Here is a 22,150-nt window from a genome sequence, read left to right as displayed (position 1 = left end):
CATTGCCACAAAAATGACACTCCTTACAGGATACTAGTTTAGCCAGCGGGGACGGCATAAAAATGAAGGAAATATGGAGGAACCGTCAGCATTGTCCTAATAAGTGGGTGATTTGAGCGTGCTATGTTTATAAGTGATTGGTTTCAGCTTATAGCCAATCCGTTTTAGCGTTCTATCCTGGTTGGCGCTAATAATTAACCCGCGAATCTTTTCCCACAGGAGCAGATGATGAGCAACAGAGAATTGGGCCGCTCAGGCATTCAGGTGCCGGCGTTGACCTTTGGCGGCAACGTGTTCGGCTGGACGGCGGATCAAGCGACCTCGTTCAGCCTGCTGGATGCGCTGGTGGACAATCAGCTCAACTTTATCGATACCGCCGACGTTTATTCCAGCTGGGCGCCGGGCAACCGAGGCGGCGAATCGGAAACCGTCATCGGCGAATGGTTGAAGAAGAGCGGCAAGCGCGACCAGGTGATCATCGCCACCAAGGTAGGCAAACCGATGGGCGAAGGCAAACAGGGGCTGTCGCCGCGCTATATTCAGCAGGCGGTGGAAGATTCGCTGCGCCGTCTGCAAACCGATTATATCGATCTCTACCAGTCGCACGACGATGACCGCGATACGCCGCTGGAAGAGACGCTGGCGGCGTTCGATGCGCTGATCAAGGCCGGCAAGGTGCGGGCGATCGGCGCCTCCAACTATCAGGCGGATCGCCTGGAAGAAGCGCTGCGGGTGAGCGAGAGCAACGGATTGGCTCGCTACGAAACCCTGCAGCCGGAATACAATCTGTATGCGCGCGAAGGGTATGAAGCCGAGCTGGAGGGGGTGGCGCAGCGCCATGGCCTCGGGGTGATCAACTTCTTCGCGCTGGCCAGCGGCTTTCTGACCGGCAAATACCGCAGCAAAGCGGATGAGGGCAAAAGTCAGCGCGGCGATCGCATCGTCGAACGCTACCTGAACCCGCGCGGTTTCCGCATCCTGGCGGCGCTGGATCAGGTGGCGGGCAAACACGGCGTCTCTGCGGCGCAGGTCTCGCTGGCCTGGCTGATCGCGCGTCCGAGCATCACCGCGCCGATCGTCAGCGCTACCTCGTTGTCGCAGCTGGATGAGTTGGTCAGCGCCACGCGACTGACGCTGGATGCGGACGACATTCAGACGCTGAACCACGCCAGCGCCGAGTAAGAGCCGCCGGCGATTTTGCTCTATGCTGAAGGGGTCAATATGACTCATTCAGGAAACTGCAATGTCTGGCGATATCATCAACGACCTCGCGGCGCTGGAACAGCTGTACGGCAAGCCCGCCGCGCCCTCGGTTTTTAAAGAAGTCAGCTACATCCACCCGGCTTACCGTCCGTTTATCGAGGCGGCGCCGTTCGCTGCCCTCTCGACGGTCGGGCCGGACGGCATGGACGTCTCGCCGCGCGGCGATCCGGCCGGTTTCATTCATATCGAAGACGAGAAAACCCTGCTGTTGCCGGATCGGCGCGGCAATAACCGCATCGACAGTCTGCGCAATATCCTGCACGACAACCGGGTGGCGCTGCTGCTGCTGATCCCCGGCATCGGCGAAACGCTGCGGATTAACGGGCGGGCGGAGATCGTGGTGGCGCCGGCGGTGTTGCAGCGCTTCGCCCACCGCAACCAGCTGCCGCGTTCGGTGCTGCGCATTCGGGTGGAGGCGGTGTTCTTTCAGTGCAGCCGGGCGATCTTGCGTTCGGGGTTATGGGAAGAGGCCAGCCGCCTCGCGCGTTCGGCGCTGCCCAGCCCCGGCCATATTTTGGCCGCGGTGAGCCAAACGCACTTCGACGGTGAGGAGTACGACAGCGTGCTGCCGCAGCGGCTGAAGGATACGCTGTATTAATCGCCGTGGCGTTCGCGCCACGTTTGTCGATTCAGCCGGTACAAGACGTGCTTTTGCAGCGGATGGCCCGCCGGCAGACGCGGGTGCAGGAAGGTTTCGCCGTCGAAGCGCATACCGATGCGCGTCATCACCCGGCGCGACGGCTGGTTATCTTCGGCGGTGAAGGACACCACTTCCGGCAAATGCAGCGTGTCGAAGGCGCACGCCAGCGCGGCGCGCGCCGCCTCAGCGGCGTAGCCGTTGCCCCAGTGGGCCGCCGCCAGCCGCCAGCCAATCTCCACGCAGGGGGAGCAAGGCAGGTCGTCGCCCGGCCGCGCCAGCCCGACAAAACCGATAAAAGGCGCGCCGCTTTTCACTTCCACCGCCCACAGCCCCCAGCCGTGCTGTTGCAGGAAGGCGCGGATGCGTTCGGCCTGCGCGCGGCTTTCCTCGGCCGTCATCGTCGCCGGGAAATAGCGCATGACCTGCGGATCGGCGTTGAGCGCGGCGAAGGCCGGCAGGTCGTCGTCGCGCCAGGGGCGCAGCCGCAGCCTGGCGCTGTCGAGGGTAAGGATGGTCGACATGATGCATAGTCTCCAATGAACAAGGGCGCGGCGAGCCGCGCCCGTGGGCGGTCAACGGAACAGCGTTTGCGCCCAGCGCGCCAGCCCGGCGGTGACCGAGCCGAAGTCGTTGCCGCCGACGATCGGAATGCCCGGCAGTTGCTGTTGCAACGCGGCGCGCAGCAGCGGCGAACGCGCGCTGCCGCCGGTCAGGTAGATCACCTGCGGCGCGGTCTGGCTGCTGGCCAGCGCGGCGCTGACCTGCTCCTGAATGCGCATCAACGGCTGCGAGATGGCGTCGGCGAGCTGATCCTGGCTGATGTTCTCCGCCAGATCGGCCTGCACGAAATTGAGCGGCGCGCTGATGGCCGTTTGGCCGGACAGGGCGATCTTACTCTCTTCGGCCGCCCGCACCAATCGGTAGCTCAGGCGCTGCTGGTACACTTTCAGCAGGCGCTTGACCTTTTCCGGCTCCGCCGCGTCGAGGATCAGATCGCGCAGCACGCGGCCGTTGGCGGCGCTGTAGAAATCGTTTTGCGCCGGCACGTCGTTGGTCGCCACCGCGTTCCAGTAAGGCAGCGCCGGCAGGGCGATGCCTTTCGCGGTTTCGCCGCCCAGGCCGAACAGCGGCATCAGCTGTTTGAAGGCCAGCATGATGTCCAGATCGTTACCGCCGACCCGGCAGCCGCTGTGGCCCAGCAGGCTCTGCTGGCGATCGGCGCGGTTGCGCCACTGCGGCCCCATCAGCAGCACCGAGCAGTCGGTGGTGCCGCCGCCGATGTCCACCACCAGCACGGTTTGCTCTTCGCTCAGCGTCGCTTCGAAGTCCAGCCCCGCCGCCACCGGCTCGAACTGGAACTCAATGTCCTTGAAACCGGCGCGTTCGGCGGCGCGCTGCAGAATGCCCTGCGCCTGCCGGTTGGCTTCGTCGCCGCCGATGCCCTGGAAGTTGATCGGCCGGCCGATCACCGCCTGATCGATGCCGGTTTGCAGCACATTTTCCGCCTGGCGTTTGATGTGGAACATCATGGCGCACACCAGGTCTTCGAACAGCGCGATCTGCTGTGGTTTCAGGCCGTTGGCGCCGAGGAAGGACTTCGGCGAGCGCACGAAGTACACCTCTTCGGGATCTTCCATATAGTGCGCCAGCGCCTGCAGGCCGAACAGCACGCTGTTGCCGTTGACCGGAATGTCTTCTTCGCGGTTGTAACTGATGGCGCGGCGCAGCAGCTGCTGGTTTTCTTCGCTGCCGGTCGGGATCTGCCAATGGCGGTGCAGGCATTCGCTCACCGCTTCGCGGGTCGGCGCGCACAGCATCGAAGGCAGATAGGGCGCGTTGTTTTCCAGCGTCAACAGCTCGGGGCCGTGGTCGCGCATCACTGCAACGGAACAGTTGGCGGTCCCGTAATCGAATCCAATAAACATCTCTTTTTTGTCCCCATGCCAATGAAGGGGGGCGACTTTACCCGAGACGGGGCCGGCGGGCAATGCGCCAATGCGCGAGTGTCGAAAAATTTAGCGGGCGCGGCGGCGGCGTGCTTAACTTAATGTCCGAATTCCGCACGTCAGCGCGCTAGCCGAGTCCCATAATGCAGAAAAAACCGAACCCGAGCGTTGCCATGAATACTCAACAGCAAGCGTTGTACGACGCGCTGCGCGCGCGTGACCGCAAATTCGACGGCCGTTTTTTCGTCGGCGTCTCTTCCACCGGCATCTATTGTCGCCCGGTGTGCAGCGCCCGCACGCCGAAGCTGGAAAATTGCACCTTTTATCCGAGCGCGGCGGCGGCTGAACTGGCAGGGTTTCGCCCCTGCCTCAAATGCCGACCGGAACTGGCGCCCGGCCTGGCGCTGATCGACCTGGGCAACCGCTATGCCCAGGTGGCGGTGCAGCTCATCGAGCAGGGGTATCTGTCCGAACACAGCTGCGAAGCGCTGGCGGCGCGGCTGGGCATTTCCGATCGCCATCTGCGGCGCATCTTCGCCGAACAGTTTGGCGCCTCGCCGATCGATTACGCGCAGTCGCACCGGTTGCTGCAGGCCAAGCGCCTGCTGGCGGACACCGATCTGCCGCTCAGCGAGGTGGCGTTCGCCGCCGGTTTCGGCAGCCTGCGGCGTTTCAACGAGCTGTTCAAGACGCGTTACCGCCTGATCCCGTCGGCGCTGCGCAGCGGCGGTGCGCGCGGTGAACGGGCCGCCGCCAGCGGGTTGGTGTTTCACCTGGGCTATCGGCCGCCCTATGACTGGGAACGCATGCTGAATTTCTTGCAGGCGCGCGCCGTGCAGGGCGTGGAGCGGGTCGAGGGGCGCCGCTACCTGCGCTCGATCGCCGTCAGCCAGGGCGGCACGGAACACCGCGGCTGGCTCAGCGTGCAGCCGGAAGAGGCGCGCAATCGGGTTCGGGTCGAGATTGCGCCGACGCTCAGTTTGGTGACGACGGAGGTATTGCGCCGGGTGCGCCTGCTGTTTGATCTGGACGCCGCGCCGGATCGCATTAATGAGGCGCTGGGCTCGCTGGCGGCCGATGCGCCGGGGCTGCGCCTGCCGGGCTGCGTGAACAGTTTCGAGCAGGCGGCGCGTGCGGTGCTGGGGCAGTTGGTCAGCGTGAAAATGGCGGCGACCTTCGCCGGGCGGATGGCCGAACGCTGGGGCGAAGCGCTGGCGACGCCGCATGAGGGCATCACCCACGTTTTCCCCACAGCAGAACGGGTGGCGCAGCTGCAGCCCGAAGAACTGCGCCCGCTCGGGGTGCAGCTGAAGCGCGCGGCGGCGCTGATCGAGATCGCCCGCGCGCTGGGCGAAGGGCGGCTGCAGCTCGACAACGTGCTGGATATCGAACAGGGCATCAAGGCGCTGACCGCGCTGCCGGGTATCGGCAGCTGGACCGCCAGCTATATCGCGATGCGCGCCTGGTCGTGGCCGGACGTGTTCCTGGCCGGCGATTACCTGATCAAACAGCGTTTTCCCGGCATGACGCCGCGCCAGATAGAACGCTACGCTGAACGTTGGCGCCCGTGGCGCTCTTACGCCACGCTGCATCTGTGGCACAACGACGGCTGGGCACCGAAAGGGGAGAGTTGAACGTAGAGCTAGCGAGGGGTGTCGATCAGCTGCAGCAGGCGGCTCATGCCTTCACGCATCAGGAACGCCAGCAGCTTTTCCCGTTCGGCCGGCGTCAGGTGATAGTAATACTCGATCCAGACCCGTACCGGATCCTGACGTTTGACGTCGTAATCCGGATGGTCGGTTTCGCGCAACGCCGACAGGCTGCGCGCGCCGAACGGCAGACTGTCGATATGGTATTCCAGCGCTTTGCCCTGTACGCCGCTGCGGCGGCGACTGACCCAGCCTTCGCGCCGGGCCATCAAATTGACCCCTTGCGGGGTTGAGGGCAACCCCGCCTTACCCATCAGTTCCCTGGCGGAAAACCATTTCTTTTCCATAGTCCCTTGTCTCTGAGCCATCACCTGTCGAGGAAAATCAACGGATACGTCGATGTTCGCATGGGTATTTCATCTTACTTAATCGTTTAAGCTTCAGGGGTTATTTATATCACTAATCTTGTCTTGGTTAATATCATGTAACGAACGAGATGCGAAGCGCCGCCCGGGAGACGGCGCCTGAGAGGGGGAGAGGGTTAACGGATGCCGAAATAGCCGTCGCTGAGCAACACCGCCAGCGGCTGCTCCAGCGCCACCTGGTCGCCGTCCGCCAGATCGACGCCGATGTCGCGCAGCGCCTGCAGCGTCACCGGCTGGTGAGCCGGCCCGGCGAAGGTCTGCGCTTTAATGCGATGCGCCGCGCCGTTGAGCATCGAGACCATCAGCTCGTCCATCTGGTTGCAGTGCACGTTGGTGATAAAGCGTTCATCGATGCGAATGATGTCGATCCTCTGGTCGCTGAGCTCATCGAACGCATTGATGTTATGCCCGAAGCCGTTGACGATCAGCCGGCAGCCCTGCTGCTGCAGTTCGCGGAGAAATACCCGACACTGCGCGGCGTGCTCCAGTATCGCGGCCTCATCGACGCTGAACAGCAGCGCCTGCGGCGGCAGCGAGGAAGCGCGCACCGTTTCCGTCAGGTCGCGCTGGAAGTCGGCGCTCAGCAGGCTGTCGATGGCCAGCGGCAGCGCGAGCGACAGCCCTTTGCGTTTGATGTCGTCGGCATATTTCACCAGCAGTTGCGCCGCCGTCCAGCGGTCGATGTCCGGCATCAGGCCGTACAGCTGCGCGGCGGCGATGAACGCCTCGTGCGACAGCGGGCGCTCGTCCGGCGCCATCACCTGCAGCTTCACCTGGTGAAACGCGGCCGACAGCGGCGTCGCCGGCGGCGCGACCGCGTGAGTCAACAGCCGCAGTTGCCCCTCGCTGATGATCGTCTGCACTTCCTGCAGGCTCAGCACCTCGTGCTGCCGCTCCAGCAGCTGTTTCTGCCGCGTTTCGTACAGATAAACCTGGCCGCGCCCCTGGTGCTTGGCGGTGTAGCAGGCGATATCGGCCTGCGCCAGCAGTTCGCTGCTTTTGGCGTCGGCGCTGATGCGCGTGATGCCGGCGCTGGCGCCGACGCGGTAAATCTTCCCTTCCCAGTAGAACGGGTGCTGGCTGATTTGATTAACCACTTGCTGCACCAGCGATTTGGCCTGTTCCAGCCGGCAGTCGTACAGGATCAGACCGAACTCGTCGCCGCCCAGCCGGGCCAGGCAGTCGCTATGGCGCAGCTGATGCCGCATCAGCTGGGCGATGTCCCGCAGCAGGGCATCGCCCGCCGCATGGCCGGCGGTGTCGTTCACCGCCTTGAACCGATCCAGATCGAGGAACACCAGCGAATGCGGCGACGACGGTTCCCCGCCGGCGACGATCGCCGCTTTCAGCTGTTTCTCGAAGCGGGTGCGGTTCGGCAATCCGGTCAGCGCATCGTGCGAGGCGCTGTAGCTGAGTTTTTTCATCAGTTCGCGCGAGGCGGTGACGTCCTGCAGCACCATCACCGCACCCATGGTTTCCCCGTCGAGGGTTTTCAGCGGTGAGACCGACTGCTGTACGTCGAAATAACGCCCGTCGCGGCTGTGCAGCACCAGCGCATAATCCGCCGGCCATTGCCGTGGGTATTGCGTGAGGTTTTCGATTTCCGGGCCGTCTTTGCCGTTGGTCAGGCGCACCACGCCGGCGACGGGCATACCGATCGCCAATTCGAGCGGCCAGCCGCACATCTGTTCCGCCACCGGATTCATAAAGGTGATGCGCAGGTGGCTGTCGGTGGAGATCACCCCTTCGCCGATGGCGTCGAGGGTGATGTGCAGGCGCTCTTTCTCTTCGTGCAGCGCCTCGGCGAGGCTCTTGAGCTCGGTCATGTCGATATTGGTGCCGATCAGGCGCAGCGGCCGGCCCTGATCGTCGAGGATCACGTTGCCCTGGCCGCGGATATGGCGCACTTTGCCGCTGCGCGTAGTGATGCGAAACTCCATGATGAATGGCCGTGGCTGCGCCAGGATCTCGGCCAGCTCGCGATCGGTGCGCTCGCGATCTTCCGGCACCAGCAGGGTGCGCCACAACGCCAGCGTCGGCGTTTGGTCGGGGGTGAGATCGTAGAGTTCGAACATGCGCTGATCCCAGGTGAAGTTTTCCTGGCTCATCACCCATTCCCAGATGCCGACGCCGCCCACCTGGTTGGCCAGCGTGATGCGCTCCACCAACCGATTGTTCTCCGCCTCGCTGCGCTTAAGGTCGCTGATGTCCTCCACCTGAGAGATGAAGTACAACGGCCGGCCTTCGCCGTCGCGCACCAGCGAGACCGCCAGCAGCGCCCAGACCGTCTGGCCGTCGCTGCGGATATAGCGTTTCTCCATGGTGTAGCTGCTGATATGGCCGTCGAGCAGTTCGTGCAGTTGGGTCAGGTCGGCGTTCAGATCGTCCGGGTGGGTGATCTCTTGAAAGGTCAGGCGATAAAGTCTTTCGGGCGGATAGCCGAGCAGCTTGCACAGCGCCTGGTTAACCTGCAGCCATTTGCCTTCCGGCGACACCAGCGCCATGCCGATGGCGGAATACTCCAGCGCGCTGCGAAAGCGGCTTTCGCTCTCGACGATATGTTGTTTTTCCACCCGGAAGGTGTGCATCACCATCGCCATGGCGTGCGCCGGGATCAGGATCAGCAACATCGGCAGATAGAGGCCGAGTTCGCCCAGGAAAGTGTGCTGGGAAGACTGAAGGCGCAGCAGGCCCAGCGACAGCAGGACGGTGATCAGCAGGAGAGTGCAGAAACAGACGGTGAAGGTTTCGAAGCGTGACAGCGCGATAGCCGCCCACAGCAGCGGCAGGATGACGAAGGTAAAGGGGAAGGGCAGATGCGTCAGCGCCAGATAGCTGAAGGCCAGCGAGCCCATCAGGGTCAACAGCAGCGGATACGGATTCAGCCCGGCCAACAGGCGGCGGTGATAGGTGAGCCCGAGCGGCGCCAGCGACAGCACCCCTATCGCCTCAGAGATGAACCAGGTGCCGAACGATTGCCAAAACGTCAGGTCCGGCGTGGGGGTCAGTCCGGCGGCCAGCAGCGCGCTGAACAGCGGGGTGAAGATCACCGCACAGACCACGAAGCGCAGCCAACAGCCCAGATCGCTCAGCGGATCGATCGCCGGCAGCGTGCGGCGCAGCAGCAGAGCGCACACTGCCGCTTCCAGCAGGTTGATGGCGGCCAGCTTGACCGGAATGGCGCTGAGGCCGAACAGCAGGAAGCTGGCGAGTACGATGCCTGTGCCGCTGGCCAGCAGCGGCAAACCCCAATGACGCGGAGGATGGCGATACAACACGGCGATCGCGGCGGCGGTCGGGAACCACAGCGGCGTGAAGTGATGAGCCTCACTGGATAACGACAGGCTCAGCAAGGCGAGCAAAAATGTCGCCAGCGCCACGAACAGGGAATGTGTCAGCATAACGCCTTTGTGTGTGCCGAACGCGTTCGGCGCGCTGATATCCATAGACATCCTTACCGATGACCTCTGCCTGTGATTGGATTCATGACGTGGATGAATCAAGATGATTTATTGAAAAAGGGTAGTACAGTGCGGGAGGAAAACCTACCGGGAGGGCCGACTTTACTGCGTTAGCGCAAACCCGGCGACAGAATGACGAAAAAGCCGGCGCGGGGCCGGCTTTGAGCGTCTTACAGCAGGAACAGGGTGGCGAGGCCGAGGAAGATGAAGAAGCCGCCGGTATCGGTCAGCGCGGTGATGAGCACACTCGAGCCGACCGCCGGATCGCGGCCCAGTTTGAGCATGGTCATCGGGATCACCACGCCCATCAGCGCCGCCAGCAGCAGGTTGAGCAGCATCGCCAGCGTCATCACGCCGCCCATCGCCGCGTCGCCGTACAGCAGCCAGGTGATCACGCCCATGATGCCGCCCCACACCACGCCGTTGATGATGGCGACGCCCAGCTCTCTGAGCATCAGGCGCGAGATGTTGCCGACTTCAATCTGGTGCAGCGCCAGCGCGCGCACGATCATGGTGATGGTCTGGTTGCCGGTGTTGCCGCCGATGCCGGCGACGATCGGCATCAGCGCCGCCAGCGCCACTAGCTGGGAAATGGTGTGCTCGAACAGGCCGATCACCCGCGAGGCGACGAACGCGGTGCAAAGGTTGATCGCCAGCCAGGCCCAGCGGGTTTTGACCGCTTTGCTGACCGGGGCGAACACGTCTTCTTCCGGGCTTAAACCACCCATGCGGCGCAGGTTGGTGTCGCTCTCTTCGTTGACGGCGTCGACGATCTCTTCGATGGTCAGACGGCCCATCAGTTTACCTTTGGCGTCAACCACCGGGGCGCTGATCAGGTCATAACGTTCGAACGCGCCGGCCGCTTCATCGGCCTTGTCCTCAGGCTGAAAGGTGGCGGGGTCGCTGTCCATCACTTCGCGTACCGGGATTTCCGGGTCGTTCAGCAGCACCGCGGTGAGCGGCAGTTCGCCCAGCAGGGTGTTTTTGCGATCGGTGACGAACAGTTTATCGGTCGCGTCGGGAATGGTTTTGCGCATGCGCAAAAAACGGTGCACCGCGCCGAGCGTGACGTCCGGCCGCACCGTCACCAGTTCGAAATCCATCATCCAACCGACGCTGTCTTTGGCGTACTGACTCATCTCGCGCACCTGAGCGCGCTGCTCCGGCTCCAGCGAGGTCAGCAACCGGCCCATCAGGTTACGCGGCAGGTATTGCGCCAGATAGGCCTGTTCGTCCACGTCCAGCGTTTTGATCGCTTTGAGCAGGTCTTTATCGCTCATTTCTTCGATCAGGCTGTCCCACACCGGTTCGGCGACTTCCACCAGCGTCTGGCCGCGCTTGCTGTTGCCCACCAGCCGCCACAGCGCCATGCGTTCGTCCTGCGGCAGCGCTTCCAGCAGGTCCGCCAGGTCGGCGGCGTGCATGTCGTCAAGCAGGCCGGTAATTTCCGCCGTTTGGTTCAGCAGTTCGCTTTGGCTGAGGGCGTGTTCATCCCCTGGCCGGCCGAGAATGCCGTCGACCAATTCCTTATTGTTCAACAACAGAGTGAGAATGCGCTGGCGGTGTTCAGCGACTTTTTTGACGTTATGGGTTGCGGCTGACATGGTGTTCCTTAACGGGCGCTCGGCGTTCCTGACGCAGGCTCATTAAAAGATAGAGCATAGCGAGTGCCGGAGTCATTTTTATGAAACGGACGGGGCGCGGCGGTTATTCAGAGGAGGCGTCCTGTTGCGGCGCGCTGACTTCGGCGGCGTTTTGCGCAGCGGCCTGCTTTTTTTCCTGATGATGAGGCACCGCCACCACGGCGGCGTACAGCAGTCGGCCGACTAAAATGATAAAGCTGATAAACAACACTATCTTCGTCATCTGTCCGGTGGTTTTCTTGCGCATATATCACCCGGTATGCCGGTGTCCTGTGTTATTCGCTCGAGAATTTGTAACCGGATTTTAGGCGCTGATGACAAAAGTTGTCCATTTTTTTCCGGCGAGCGGCGCGCCGTATTAGGGTTTCGTTTAGGTTGGCGGAGCGAGGGCGGAAAGAAAAACCCCCTGGCTGGCAGGGGGCGGGGGATCAGGCGGAGCGCTGTTCGTCTTGCGAGCCTTCTTCGTCGATCAGCAGCTTCCAGCCGACGACGTCATTCCAGTAGGCCTGCTCGCGCTCGAAGTCCAGCTGCACCAGGTTGTTTTGCGCCAGGTAGCCGGCCGGGAAGCGCAGCGTCCAGTGGTTGTCGTCGGTGGTCAGGCGCAGCGTTTCCGGCGTGGTGGTCGACTGGCGCTGGTTATTGAGCAGGGTGCTCAGACGCAGCAGCTGGATCAGCGGCAGGTAGTGTTTCTTTTTGAACAGGTTGAGGCGCGGCAGCTCTTCCAGCTTGATCGCCTTGCGGTGGAAACGCACCAACGCCGCCAACAGCAGCTGCTGTTCCTGGTTAAAGCCAGGCAGGTTGGAGTTTTGCAGAATGTAGGCCGAATGGCGATGCATGCCGCTGTGGTTGATGCTCAGCCCCACTTCGTGCAGCATGGCGGCCCATTTAAGCAGGGCTTCCAATTGCGGATGCACCAGCTTGGTGTTTTGCGCCATCCACTGCGAATAGAGCAGTTCGGTGGTTTCCAGCACCCGCTTGGCCTGTTCGCGGTCGATGTTGTAGTGATCGGCCAGGCTTTTGGCGGTGCGGCTGCGGATGTCCTGGTGGCGGAAGCGGCCTTCCATTTCATACAGCACGCCTTCGCGCAGCGCGCCGTCAGACAGGCGCAGATCGCGGATCGCCAGCGCATCGAACACGCCGCACAGGATAGCCAGCCCCGGCACGAACACCGATTGGCGATCTTCCGACAGCCCCGGCAGGCTCAGTGAGCTGAAGCTTTTGAACTGCAGCACCTGTTCGGCGAGCATTTCCAGGCGTTCGAGGGTGATCAGACCGTCTTTTTCGCCCATTGCCACCAGCACTTCGTGGGCGGCCTTGATGGTGCCCGAGGCGCCCAGCGCGTACTGCCAGCCCTGAATGCGGTACTGCCAGGCCAGCGTTTCCAGTTTCTGCGCCGCCGCCAGCCGCGCGCGGCGGAAGTTGTTTTTGCTGATCTCGCCGCCGGGGAAGAACAGCTGGGCGAAGCTGACGCAGCCCATGCGGCGGCTTTCCGCCAGCAGCGGCTCGAAGTCTTCGCCGATCACCAGCTCGGTCGAGCCGCCGCCGATGTCGATCACCAGCTTGCGGCCTTTCTCCGGTTGAGTGTGCTCCACGCCCATGAAGATCAGGCGCGCTTCTTCCTGGCCGGCGATGATTTCGATCGGGTAGGGGATCACTTTGGCGGCGCGCTTGAGGAACACTTCGGCGTTCACCGCCTGGCGCAGGGTGTGGGTCCCGACAATGGTGACGTTATCCGCCGGGAAGCCCTGCAGCCGTTCGGCAAACAGCGCCAGGCAGGCCAGGCCGCGTTCTATCGCCTCTTCACTGAGTACGTTGTTGCTGTCCAATCCGTCGGCGAGGTGCACCCGCTGTTTTAAACGGCCCAATACCTGTAAGGCGCCGTTGACGACGCGGGCGATCACCATGTGGAAACTGTTCGACCCAAGGTCGATGGCGGCGATTTCCTGCGGTTTGTTCGTTGCAGTGTTTTTTAGCGGCATAGTTGCTGGCCTACTGTCCTGGTTGTTCCAGAGCTTTTAAATACTCGTAAATAGCCACCTGGGCGCGCACTTTGCGGCGGTTGCCGCGTGGCACGTACTGGTTGCTCAGTTCTTTATCCACATAACGGGCCTTGACCGTATCGCTGAACAGGATCTCCAGAATGTCCAGAACGCGCTGTTTCAGCGCCGGATCCAGCAGCGATACCGCCACTTCGATACGGTAATCTATGTTGCGGGTCATCCAGTCGGCGGAGGACAGATACACCCGTTTGTCACCTTTGTTGTCGAAAACGTAAACCCGATCGTGTTCCAAAAAGCGATCGACGATGCTGATCACCTGAATATTGTCGCTGATCCCCGGCAGGTTGGGAATCAGGGAACACATGCCCCGCACCAGCAGGCGGATCTTCACGCCGGCGCCGGACGCGGTATATAACCGATCTACCAGCCCTTTATCCACCAGATTATTTATTTTCAACATAATGCCGGCCTGTTCCCCGGCCTGGGCGTTGGCGATTTCGTTGTCGATCAGCTCATACAGCTTCAGGCGCGAGTTCTGCGGCGACACCATCAGGTTGTCGAAGGTGACCGGCCGGTAGGGGTTCTCGATAAAGTTGAACACCCGGCGCACTTCGTTGGTGATGCGCGAGTCGGCGGTCAGCAGCGAATAGTCGGTATAGATGCGCGCGGTTTTTTCGTTAAAGTTGCCGGTGCCGATATGAGCATAGCGCACAATTTCATCGCCTTCACGGCGCGAAATCAGGAACAGCTTGGCGTGGATTTTCAGCCCCGGCGCCGAGAAGATCACGTGTACGCCGGCTTCGGTCAGGCGCTTCGCCCAGTGAATGTTGGCCTCTTCGTCGAAGCGCGCCTGCAGCTCGACCACCACCGTGACCTTTTTGCCGTTGTGTGCGGCATGGATCATCGATTCGATGATGCGCGAGTCTTTCGCCACGCGGTAGATGTTGATTTTGATCGCCAGCACGCTTGGATCGAACGACGCCTGGCGCAGCAGCTCCAGCACGTGCTCGAAGGTGTGGTACGGGTAGTAGAGCAGCACGTCTTTTTCGCGAATGGCGTCGAAACCGTTGCGGAAACCGTCGAACCAGATGTGGCGCAGGCGCGGCAGCGGCTTGTTGACCAGATTGGCCTTGCCGACGTTCGGGAAGCTGATGAAGTCTTTAAAGTTGTGATAGCGGCCGCCGGCGATCACCGAATCGTAGTTGGAGATGCCCAGCTTGCCGCGCAGCAGCTCCACCATTTCGTTCGGCATGTCGCGCTGATAAACGAAGCGCACCGGTTCGGCGGTGAGGCGCTGTTTCAGGCTGGAGGACATCAGTTCCAGCAGGCTGGATTCCATTTCGGTCACCAGATCGTACTCGGCGTCGCGGGTCATCTTCATCGAATAGGCGTTGAGCGCGTCGTAGTCGAAGAAGCCTTTGAAAATCTCATCCAGGCAGTAACGCAGAATGTTGTCCAGCAGGATCATCGGCTTGCGGCGGCGCGGCGCTTCCGGCGGCAGATTGACGAAGCGCGGCACTTTGTCCGACGGGATTTCCAGCAGCGCATAGTCGGTGCGCGCGCCGCGGATAATTTCCACCGCCAGATAGGTGTAATCGTCTTTCAGGAACTGCACCAGATTGGTGTCGTGGTTGATCAGGATCGGCGTGATGTGCTGGCGCAGATGCTGTTTGAAATACTGGCGTAGCCAGATTTGCTGGTTTTCGGACACCTGGCGTTCGTTGATCAGGAAGATCTGGTTGCGCGCCATTTCCAGCAGCAGATCGTTGTACAGGCCGTCGAATTCCTGATCGGTTTTCAGCACCTTGGCCTGGATCTTTTTCAGCAGGTGGCGCGAGGCGCCGGCGGAGCCCTGCTCTTCGCTGATCAGGATGCGGCGTTTGAGATCGGCGAAGCGGACTTTATAGAACTCGTCGAGGTTGTTGGAGTAAATGCCCAGAAAACGCATTCGTTCAATCAGGGGATTGCTCTTATCTGCGGCTTCCTGCAACACGCGTTCATTAAAGGATAACCAGCTTAGTTCTTTTTCGATGTAGAGCTTTTCCTGACCCATTGCCACTCCAGTTCAATTTTAGAATAGGATCCGGGACGCAGCGCCCGGATGCCGCTCTAGTGTCCTTCATCATTATTGCGAGAGATTGACAGGAAAGTCCAACATATCCATTGCGTTGGCGCGCGGCGTTTTTCGCCGGCAAGAAATTTTCCCCACGGTGGGATGCCCGGCAGTGAAACGATCAGCATGAAATGACGGTTAGCAGGCTTATTCTTGGCGTTATAAAGCGTGTTTATGGTCATTTTTCAGCAATATATCAAATTCATATTGTCTTTTTGCAGTGTAAAAAACCTGGGTTGATTCGGGTAACTTTGTCATGCAAACGTCATAAAACTGACATAAGATGCCCGGTTATCTTACGGCGTAAGCCCGATTACATCAGCGACAGCGAGACACATGACACAGACGACGGCAAATCAACATCCCCGAGATCGCCTGCGCGGGCGCATCGACCGCGGCGTGCAGGCGGCAGTGACCGCCTGCGGGCTGATGGTGCTGATGACGTTGATGCTGATCTTCGTTTATCTGCTGTTTGCGGTGCTGCCGCTGTTCAAACCGGCCTCGGTTGGGCAGGCTCAGCCACTGCCGATTGCGGCGTCTTCCCCGGCGCTGGCGTTGGGCATGGACGTGCAGCAGCACGTCGGTTATCGCATCGATGCGCAGGGCGCGGGGCAATTTTATCGTCTGTCGCCGGCGCCGAGCGGCCAGGCTCAGACACCGCTGGCGCAGCAAACGCTGCTGGCCAAACCGGTGCTGCTCGCGCAGGCCGCCGGCGAGCGCGATCTGTTTGCGCTGGCGCAGGCCGACGGCCGGTTGGTGGTGGCGCGCGCGGATTTCGCCACGGCGGAAAACGGCCGGCCGCAGTGGCTGTTCCCGCTCGGGCAACCGCCGCTGGCGCTGGATCCGCAGCGCAAGCCGCTGAAGCTGTTGTCGCTGGCGGATGCGCATCGCGGGCAGTACCTGCTGGCCGGGGTGACCGACGATCGGCGGCTGGTGTTCGGCCGTTTCAGCCCGGATCGGCCGCCGCAGTTCAGCGAACGTCCGCTGGAACACGACGCAGAGCAGTTGGTGCTGACGCCGGATGGCCGCCAGCTTTACCTGCTGGCGGGCAACCGGCTGGCGCGTTACCAGATCGACGGCGCGCAGCTGCAGCTGCGTGAAACGCGCACCTTGGGCGAACACGCCCCGTACCAGATGACGGCGCTGCCCGGCGGCAGCGCGCTGCTGATCAAGGGCGCCGACGGCAACCTGCGCGAGTGGTTCGAGGTGGAAAAAGAGCAGCGCTGGCGCCTGACGCCGGTACAGCATTTCGACCACGGCGCCGACGGGCAGGAGCTGACGGTGGCTGAACCTTATCGCCGGGTGTTCGCCACCCTGCGGCCTGATGGCGGCTTCTCGCTATTCTCTACCATTCAACCGCAGCCGCTGTTGAATACCCGTTTGGGCGCCGAGGTGCGGCAAATGGCGTTCGCGCCGCGCGGCGATGGCCTGCTGCTGGAGAGCGCGCAGGGCTGGCAGCGCTATGCGCTCGACAACCCGTATCCGGACGTCACCTGGCGTTCGCTGTGGGGCAAGGTGTGGTACGAGAACTACCCGCAGCCGGCCTATGTCTGGCAGTCCACTTCCGGCGAAGACAGCTACCAACCTAAATTCAGCCTGATGCCGGTGATCTTCGGCACCTTCAAGGCGGCGGCTTACGCGATGCTGTTCGCCATCCCGCTGGCCTTGGCCGGCGCCATCTATACCGCTTACTTTATGACGCCGGGGCTACGGCGAGTGATCAAACCGGCTATCGAAGTGATGGGCGCGCTGCCGACGGTGGTGATCGGGCTGGTGGCCGGCATCTGGCTGGCGCCGATCATCGAGCAGTATCTGTTGGCGGTGCTGGCGTTGCCGCTGCTGCTGGCGGCGGCGGTGCTGCTGTTCGGCGCGTTGACCCATCGTTTTATGCCGCGCTGCCGGCCGGGCGTCGATCTGCTGTTGCTGTTGCCGCTGCTGGCGTTGACGGTGTGGCTGGCGTTCAGCCTGGGGCCGTGGCTGGAGGTGGCGCTGTTCGGTGAGCCGCTGCATTTCTGGCTGGGGGATAATTATGATCAGCGCAATGCGCTGGTGGTGGGCGTGGCGATGGGGTTCGCGCTGGTGCCGATCATCTTCTCGCTGGCGGAGGATGCGCTGTTCAGCGTACCGGCCACCCTGAGCCAGGGCTCTTTGGCGCTGGGCGCCACCCAATGGCAGACGGTGATCAAGGTGGTGCTGCCATCCGCCAGCGCCGGCATTTTCTCCGCGCTGATGATCGGCTTTGGCCGCGCGGTGGGAGAAACCATGATCGTGCTGATGGCCACCGGCAACACGCCGATTATTGACGGCAGCCTGTTCCAGGGGCTGCGCGCGCTGGCGGCCAATATCGCCATCGAAATGCCGGAGGCGGTCTCCGGCAGCAGCCATTACCGCGTGCTGTTCCTGACTGCGCTGGTGCTGTTTGTCTTCACCTTCGTGTTCAACACGCTGGCGGAGGCGGTGCGCCTGCGGCTGCGCAAGCGCTACACGCCGAATCAGGAGGCGCCATGAAAAACTGGGTGAAGAGCGGGTCACCGTGGGTATGGCTGACCGCTGGTTCGGTCGCCGTCAGCCTGCTGGCGCTGATCGGCATTCTGTTGCTGCTGGCCGGGCAGGGGATGCGCTATTTCTGGCCGAGCCCGGTTTATCAGTTCGAACTGAATCAGAACGGTGCCGGGCCGGTGACGGTGATCGGCGAGTTGTACCAGCAACAAAGCATTTCCCGGCGCCAGCTGGCCGAGGCGGGCGTCACGCCGCCGGGCGAGGCGCAGAACGTCGAACGTTATCTGATTAAGGTCGGCAACCGCGAGCGCGAGGGGCAGGATTTCCGCACCTTGCTGGCCAGCGATATCCGCAGCCAAAGCACGCCGCGCAGCCTGCTGGTGCTGGAACGCGACAGCCACGGCACCGCCTACGGTTATCTGGCGGGGCTGCTGGAAGATGGGCAACCGCTGACTGGCCGCAATCTGGGGCAGGCGTTGCAGCAGCGCCTGCCGCAAATCGCCGCGCTCTCGCGCCAGGCGCACGACATTCAATTCCGCGGCATGGCGCGCATCAATCAGCAGTTTGACGCGCTGCGGCTGCGGGAAAAGCGCCTGCAGCGCGACGATAAGCTGGACGCCCGCGCACAGGACGCCATCAAGGCCGAACGGCTGGAGCTGCAGCGGCAGTATCAGCTGTTGTCCGAACGTCTGGCGGGGCTGAACCGCGATCGCCAGCGCGATGCGTTGCTGCTGCGCGACATGCACGGGCAGACGTTGACCATTCCGCTCAGCCAGGTGCGCGATGCCTGGTACCCGAACGCCATGAACACCACCGAGAAGCTGGCACACTGGGGCGAGCAGGTGAAGAAGTTCCTCACCGACAGCCCGCGTGAAGCGAATACCGAAGGCGGGGTGTTCCCGGCCATTTTCGGCACGGTGTTGATGGTGATCCTGATGTCGATCGTGGTGATGCCGTTTGGCGTAATTGCGGCGGTATATCTGCACGAATATGCCGGCAACAATCTGCTGACGCGGGTGATCCGCATCGCGGTGGTCAACCTGGCTGGCGTGCCCTCGATCGTCTATGGCGTATTCGGCCTCGGCTTCTTCGTCTATATGATAGGCGGCACGCTCGATCAGCTGTTCTATCCTGAGTCCTTGCCCAACCCGACCTTCGGCACGCCCGGCGTGCTGTGGGCGGCGCTGACGCTGGCGCTGCTGACGCTGCCGGTAGTGATCGTCGCCACCGAGGAAGGGCTGTCGCGCATTCCCGCCTCGCTGCGGCAGGGCTCGATGGCGCTGGGCGCCAGCCGGGCCGAGACGCTGTGGCGCATCGTGCTGCCGATGGCGGCGCCGGCGATGATGACCGGCCTGATCCTGGCGGTGGCGCGCGCCGCCGGGGAGACCGCGCCGCTGATGCTGGTGGGGGTCGTGAAATCGGTGCCGGTGCTGCCGGTAGACGAGATTTTCCCGTATCTGCACCTGGAGCGGAAGTTCATGCATTTGAGCTTCCAGATCTACGATATGGCATTCCAGAGCCCGAGCGTAGAGGCGGCGCGGCCGCTGGTGTTCGCCACCGCCTTCCTGCTGGTGACGATCGTGGTGAGTTTGAATCTGGCGGCGATGGGTATCCGCCATTCGTTGAGGGAGCGGTACCGAGCATGGTCGCAGTAACAATGACGCTATTTTTGGGGAGTGCGTAATGGGTTTGATGACGCCAGGCAGTTTGCCCCGGCTGGATGTCCAGCATCTCGACGATGAACAGACCGCGCTGGCGGTCAACGGCCTGAACCTGTTTTATGGCGACAAACAGGTGCTGCACGATATTTCGCTGCGTATCCCGAAGCACCGGGTGACGGCTTTGATCGGCCCCTCGGGCTGCGGCAAATCGACGCTGCTGCGCTGTTTCAACCGCATGAACGATCTGGTGGACAACTGCCGCATCGAGGGCGAACTGCAGCTGAACGGCGCGGCGATCTCCGGCGCGCAGATCGACGTGGCGGCGCTGCGGCGGCGGGTGGGCATGGTGTTCCAGCGGCCGAACCCGTTCCCGAAATCGATCTATGAAAATGTGGTGTACGGCCTGCGGCTGCAGGGCGTGCGCGACCGGCGTTTGCTGGATGAGGCGGTGGAGCGTTCGCTGCGCGCCGCCGCGCTGTGGCATGAGGTGAAGGACCGGCTGCGCGAAAACGCGTTCCGCTTGTCCAGCGGCCAGCAGCAGCGCCTGGTGATCGCGCGCGCTATCGCCATCGAGCCGGAAGTGTTGCTGCTCGACGAGCCGACCTCGGCGTTGGATCCGATCTCCACGCTGACCATCGAAGAGCTGATTTCCGCACTCAAGCAGCGCTATAGCGTGGTGCTGGTGACGCACAACATGCAGCAGGCGGCGCGCGTCTCCGACTACACCGCCTTTATTCATCAGGGGCGGCTGGTGGAATACAACGATACCGACGCGATTTTTACCTCGCCGCGCCAACGCCGCACCGAGGATTATATTACCGGGCGGTATGGGTGAGGCGTTTGGACTATGAACAAACGAAAGGCTGCACAACTGTGCAGCCTTTCGTCTATCAGGGGCATCAGTAATTTGCGCGGATGCGGATCGCTTCTTCTACCCACTCAGCCAGATTTTCTTTGATGTGGTTATAGACATTGGTGCTGGTCAGGTAAGGCGGATCATAGGCTTTGGCGATCGCGGAGAGCTTTGTGTCACCCAGCTTGATGTGATCCAACGGGTTTTTACCTTTCTCTGTTTGGTCGCCGGCGCTGTCTTTCAGGTTATGGATATACACCACCAGCACGCCCATGCCTTTTTTCCAGGCCTCGCAGATTTCGAAATTAATCCATTTGCGATTAGCGGTATCTTTACCGGCGAGAATCACGGCGCAGCTGCGATTGTCCAACTGGCTTTTGATCCAAGCGGCGATGGCGGCGTCACCGCCTTTTTTCACTTCCTCCCAATCGTTATCCGTGGCTGGCCGGTTACCTTCCAGCGTGCCCATTTCGCGTACCTGAGAGGCGCGCCAGTTGTCCGGCTCATAATGGAAACTGTAAAAACATTTTCTGGTCATCGGGGGTTATCCTTAGTAATGATATCGATAAGAGCCAACAGGCATTTTTTCTTCTCCGCCAGGCTGCCCGGTTCGTTAAGCTGATCCAGCAGATTCATGGCGGCGGGGTGGCGGTGGTAGAGGGTTTCTTTCATCTCCTCCTTGATTTTTCGGTAGATCTCGGCGGATGCGCTGCCGGTACAACCGATAGGTATGCAGACGCAGCCTTGTTCCGTGGCGATCTGGAACTCTTGCAGTAAACCGTCGGCCAGCACGTATTCGTCCTCGGCGTTACGTTTGTTGCCGAACAAAAAGATTGCGATGCCGCTGAGCGAAATCATGTTCTGACGGTATTCGTGCCAAAGTGCCGGTAGGGTAATGCCGCCGCTGGCGAATTGGGGGAAAGGACGCAGCACCAGCTGGCTTTCGCTGATTTTTCCCTGGCTGTCGTAAATGGCTTCCAAGGCGCCGTTGATCACCGCCGTGCCTACGCCCCAGCCGAAGCCGTTGACGATGCGGTACTGTTTGCGGATAAGCAGGCGCGCCAGACGATGTATGAACTGGATGGATTCTTCACGGGCATAAGGATGGTAGTTGTCGGCGCTGCCGGAGATAAACACCGTGCTTTTCTTAAACTGCGTTTCGATGGCATACAGCAGGTCGGTGATTTGCCGATAGTCATCCACCAGCAGCGTTTGAATGCCGTAACGGCGCAGATCGTTGATCATCAAGCTTTGTTTACGGCTGTTGTAGTCACAGGACGCCTGATCTTCACTGCCGCTGTCGCCGAGCTGAACGCGCCGCATAATGCAATAGTGATTTCTTTTCCCTTCGGCATACTGTGCATAGAGGCGGCTCAACACATACTGCAGATTGGGATCTTCGAAGCTGAAACCGATAAACAGAAACGTTTTAGCGGTCAGTTCCGCCATCAGCATGTTGATAAAGGGAAGGTGTGTGCGGGAGTAAGTCTCGTATTGTTCGCGGGTGATAATCGCCTGGTTGGGATTTCTATAGTCACCATGCATTTTATATAAAACAACATCACGTTTGTGAATGTTATTGGTCAGGCTTTCTGGTGTGGTTTTGACGTCGCAGACGCGATTATAACGGGCATAGGTTTTTTCAATCAGGTCGTCGTAGTTAGTGGTCCAAAGTGACGCTATCGGTAATCTGGCGATAATTCGGTGGTTTTCTGTTTCTTCTGCTTGCTCAGCGAATTCTGTAATTATTTTTTGATTTATCTTATGTCTGTTGCCTTTTTCATTGAGGTGATACTGCGCCAGGGAAATAAGATCGCTCTCTTTTTCGATATCCAGCCCCAGTTCATAAGCGATATCGCCGATAAGCTCTTTCCAGCTAACGAAACCGGCGGGGATAGACAGCCCGGCGCCGGCGAACAGTGCGGCGCTGCCAGCTTTAATATCATTAACGTAATCACGAATAAACAGTTCTATATCACGGTTAAACATGAGGCTAT

Annotated in this window: 16 protein-coding genes; 6 read left to right on the top strand and 10 right to left on the bottom strand. The window is 61.1% G+C overall.

Annotation, left to right across the window (positions count from 1 at the left end; translation table 11 throughout):
- The first annotated feature begins 228 nt into the window (after positions 1-228).
- Together IMX17_RS21095 and IMX17_RS21090 are read left to right on the top strand one after the other, a co-directional pair.
- Positions 229-1,182 carry an aldo/keto reductase gene (locus tag IMX17_RS21095; protein WP_033644056.1) on the top strand — a complete coding sequence of 318 codons (954 nt, stop codon included), beginning with the start codon at positions 229-231 and terminating at the stop codon, positions 1,180-1,182.
- A 61-nt stretch (positions 1,183-1,243) separates the two neighbouring features.
- Positions 1,244-1,861, top strand: coding sequence for a pyridoxamine 5'-phosphate oxidase family protein (locus IMX17_RS21090; protein ID WP_182265517.1), 618 nt, complete (start codon positions 1,244-1,246; stop codon positions 1,859-1,861).
- Here IMX17_RS21090 and IMX17_RS21085 read toward each other — a convergent pair.
- Entirely contained in the window at positions 1,858-2,424 is a 567-nt protein-coding gene (locus tag IMX17_RS21085) for a GNAT family N-acetyltransferase (RefSeq protein WP_033651544.1), read from the bottom strand. The two genes, IMX17_RS21090 and IMX17_RS21085, sit on opposite strands and share 4 nt — an antisense overlap.
- Before the next feature lie 51 nt (positions 2,425-2,475).
- Entirely contained in the window at positions 2,476-3,828 is a 1,353-nt protein-coding gene (gene yegD / locus IMX17_RS21080; RefSeq protein WP_182265516.1) for a molecular chaperone, read from the bottom strand.
- 164 nt (positions 3,829-3,992) lie between these two features.
- Between yegD and alkA the strand changes: the two genes are divergently transcribed.
- Positions 3,993-5,483 carry a DNA-3-methyladenine glycosylase 2 gene (gene alkA, locus IMX17_RS21075; RefSeq protein WP_193550192.1) on the top strand — a complete coding sequence of 497 codons (1,491 nt, stop codon included), beginning with the start codon at positions 3,993-3,995 and terminating at the stop codon, positions 5,481-5,483.
- An 8-nt stretch (positions 5,484-5,491) separates the two neighbouring features.
- Here alkA and IMX17_RS21070 read toward each other — a convergent pair whose 3' ends face one another.
- The 6 genes from IMX17_RS21070 to ppk1 form a co-directional block, all read right to left on the bottom strand.
- Entirely contained in the window at positions 5,492-5,845 is a 354-nt protein-coding gene (locus IMX17_RS21070) for a DNA-binding protein (RefSeq protein ID WP_193550191.1), read from the bottom strand.
- A 194-nt stretch (positions 5,846-6,039) separates the two neighbouring features.
- Entirely contained in the window at positions 6,040-9,369 is a 3,330-nt protein-coding gene (locus IMX17_RS21065; protein ID WP_046899193.1) for a diguanylate cyclase, read from the bottom strand.
- Between the two features lie 185 nt (positions 9,370-9,554).
- Positions 9,555-10,988, bottom strand: a complete 1,434-nt coding sequence (gene mgtE, locus IMX17_RS21060; RefSeq protein ID WP_015378729.1) for a magnesium transporter — start codon at positions 10,986-10,988, stop codon at positions 9,555-9,557.
- A gap of 103 nt (positions 10,989-11,091) precedes the next feature.
- On the bottom strand, positions 11,092-11,274 hold the full coding sequence (locus tag IMX17_RS21055) for a YfgG family protein (RefSeq protein WP_004941600.1): 183 nt from the start codon (positions 11,272-11,274) through the stop codon (positions 11,092-11,094).
- Between the two features lie 181 nt (positions 11,275-11,455).
- Positions 11,456-13,006, bottom strand: coding sequence for an exopolyphosphatase (gene ppx, locus IMX17_RS21050; protein ID WP_033632396.1), 1,551 nt, complete (start codon positions 13,004-13,006; stop codon positions 11,456-11,458).
- A gap of 10 nt (positions 13,007-13,016) precedes the next feature.
- The gene (ppk1, locus tag IMX17_RS21045) at positions 13,017-15,080 is read right to left on the bottom strand and encodes a polyphosphate kinase 1 (protein WP_033644044.1); all 2,064 of its coding nucleotides are present in this window, start codon (positions 15,078-15,080) and stop codon (positions 13,017-13,019) included.
- Positions 15,081-15,476: 396 nt separating this feature from the next.
- On the opposite strand from ppk1, the gene IMX17_RS21040 reads away from it, so the two are divergent.
- Genes IMX17_RS21040 through pstB form a run of 3 tightly spaced genes read left to right on the top strand, consistent with a single transcriptional unit; the run spans position 15,477 to position 20,135 of the window.
- A complete protein-coding gene (locus IMX17_RS21040; RefSeq protein WP_193550190.1) occupies positions 15,477-17,648 on the top strand; it encodes an ABC transporter permease subunit in 2,172 nt (723 codons plus the stop codon).
- Entirely contained in the window at positions 17,645-19,294 is a 1,650-nt protein-coding gene (gene pstA, locus IMX17_RS21035; protein WP_193550189.1) for a phosphate ABC transporter permease PstA, read from the top strand. Before IMX17_RS21040 ends, pstA begins: the two co-directional genes overlap by 4 nt.
- A 28-nt stretch (positions 19,295-19,322) precedes the next feature.
- Positions 19,323-20,135 (top strand): phosphate ABC transporter ATP-binding protein PstB, encoded by an 813-nt coding sequence (gene pstB / locus IMX17_RS21030; RefSeq protein ID WP_004941613.1) that lies wholly within the window; start codon positions 19,323-19,325, stop codon positions 20,133-20,135.
- 64 nt (positions 20,136-20,199) lie between these two features.
- Here pstB and IMX17_RS21025 read toward each other — a convergent pair whose 3' ends face one another.
- Together IMX17_RS21025 and IMX17_RS21020 are read right to left on the bottom strand one after the other, a co-directional pair.
- A complete protein-coding gene (locus tag IMX17_RS21025) occupies positions 20,200-20,691 on the bottom strand; it encodes a TIR domain-containing protein (RefSeq protein ID WP_193550188.1) in 492 nt (163 codons plus the stop codon).
- Complete coding sequence (locus tag IMX17_RS21020) at positions 20,688-22,142, bottom strand: SIR2 family protein (RefSeq protein ID WP_193550187.1); 1,455 nt, start codon at positions 22,140-22,142, stop codon at positions 20,688-20,690. Before IMX17_RS21020 ends, IMX17_RS21025 begins: the two co-directional genes overlap by 4 nt.
- Between the last annotated feature and the right edge of the window lie 8 nt (positions 22,143-22,150).

The organism is Serratia sp. X3 (assembly GCF_014982455.1).
In the GTDB taxonomy this organism is placed as follows: domain Bacteria; phylum Pseudomonadota; class Gammaproteobacteria; order Enterobacterales; family Enterobacteriaceae; genus Serratia; species Serratia ureilytica.
Note: the sequence above shows the minus strand (reverse complement) of the source record. Positions and strands in the feature narration are given on the sequence as shown.

What these genes read in the sequence shown, in the direction of transcription:
- IMX17_RS21095 (WP_033644056.1), top strand. Translation starts at nt 229, where the DNA reads ATGAGCAACAGAGAATTGGGCCGCTCAGGCATTCAGGTGCCGGCGTTG.
- IMX17_RS21090 (WP_182265517.1), top strand. Translation starts at nt 1,244, where the DNA reads ATGTCTGGCGATATCATCAACGACCTCGCGGCGCTGGAACAGCTGTAC.
- IMX17_RS21085 (WP_033651544.1), bottom strand. Translation starts at nt 2,424, where the DNA reads ATGTCGACCATCCTTACCCTCGACAGCGCCAGGCTGCGGCTGCGCCCC.
- yegD (WP_182265516.1), bottom strand. Translation starts at nt 3,828, where the DNA reads ATGTTTATTGGATTCGATTACGGGACCGCCAACTGTTCCGTTGCAGTG.
- alkA (WP_193550192.1), top strand. Translation starts at nt 3,993, where the DNA reads ATGCAGAAAAAACCGAACCCGAGCGTTGCCATGAATACTCAACAGCAA.
- IMX17_RS21070 (WP_193550191.1), bottom strand. Translation starts at nt 5,845, where the DNA reads ATGGAAAAGAAATGGTTTTCCGCCAGGGAACTGATGGGTAAGGCGGGG.
- IMX17_RS21065 (WP_046899193.1), bottom strand. Translation starts at nt 9,369, where the DNA reads ATGGATATCAGCGCGCCGAACGCGTTCGGCACACACAAAGGCGTTATG.
- mgtE (WP_015378729.1), bottom strand. Translation starts at nt 10,988, where the DNA reads ATGTCAGCCGCAACCCATAACGTCAAAAAAGTCGCTGAACACCGCCAG.
- IMX17_RS21055 (WP_004941600.1), bottom strand. Translation starts at nt 11,274, where the DNA reads ATGCGCAAGAAAACCACCGGACAGATGACGAAGATAGTGTTGTTTATC.
- ppx (WP_033632396.1), bottom strand. Translation starts at nt 13,006, where the DNA reads ATGCCGCTAAAAAACACTGCAACGAACAAACCGCAGGAAATCGCCGCC.
- ppk1 (WP_033644044.1), bottom strand. Translation starts at nt 15,080, where the DNA reads ATGGGTCAGGAAAAGCTCTACATCGAAAAAGAACTAAGCTGGTTATCC.
- IMX17_RS21040 (WP_193550190.1), top strand. Translation starts at nt 15,477, where the DNA reads ATGACACAGACGACGGCAAATCAACATCCCCGAGATCGCCTGCGCGGG.
- pstA (WP_193550189.1), top strand. Translation starts at nt 17,645, where the DNA reads ATGAAAAACTGGGTGAAGAGCGGGTCACCGTGGGTATGGCTGACCGCT.
- pstB (WP_004941613.1), top strand. Translation starts at nt 19,323, where the DNA reads ATGGGTTTGATGACGCCAGGCAGTTTGCCCCGGCTGGATGTCCAGCAT.
- IMX17_RS21025 (WP_193550188.1), bottom strand. Translation starts at nt 20,691, where the DNA reads ATGACCAGAAAATGTTTTTACAGTTTCCATTATGAGCCGGACAACTGG.
- IMX17_RS21020 (WP_193550187.1), bottom strand. Translation starts at nt 22,142, where the DNA reads ATGTTTAACCGTGATATAGAACTGTTTATTCGTGATTACGTTAATGAT.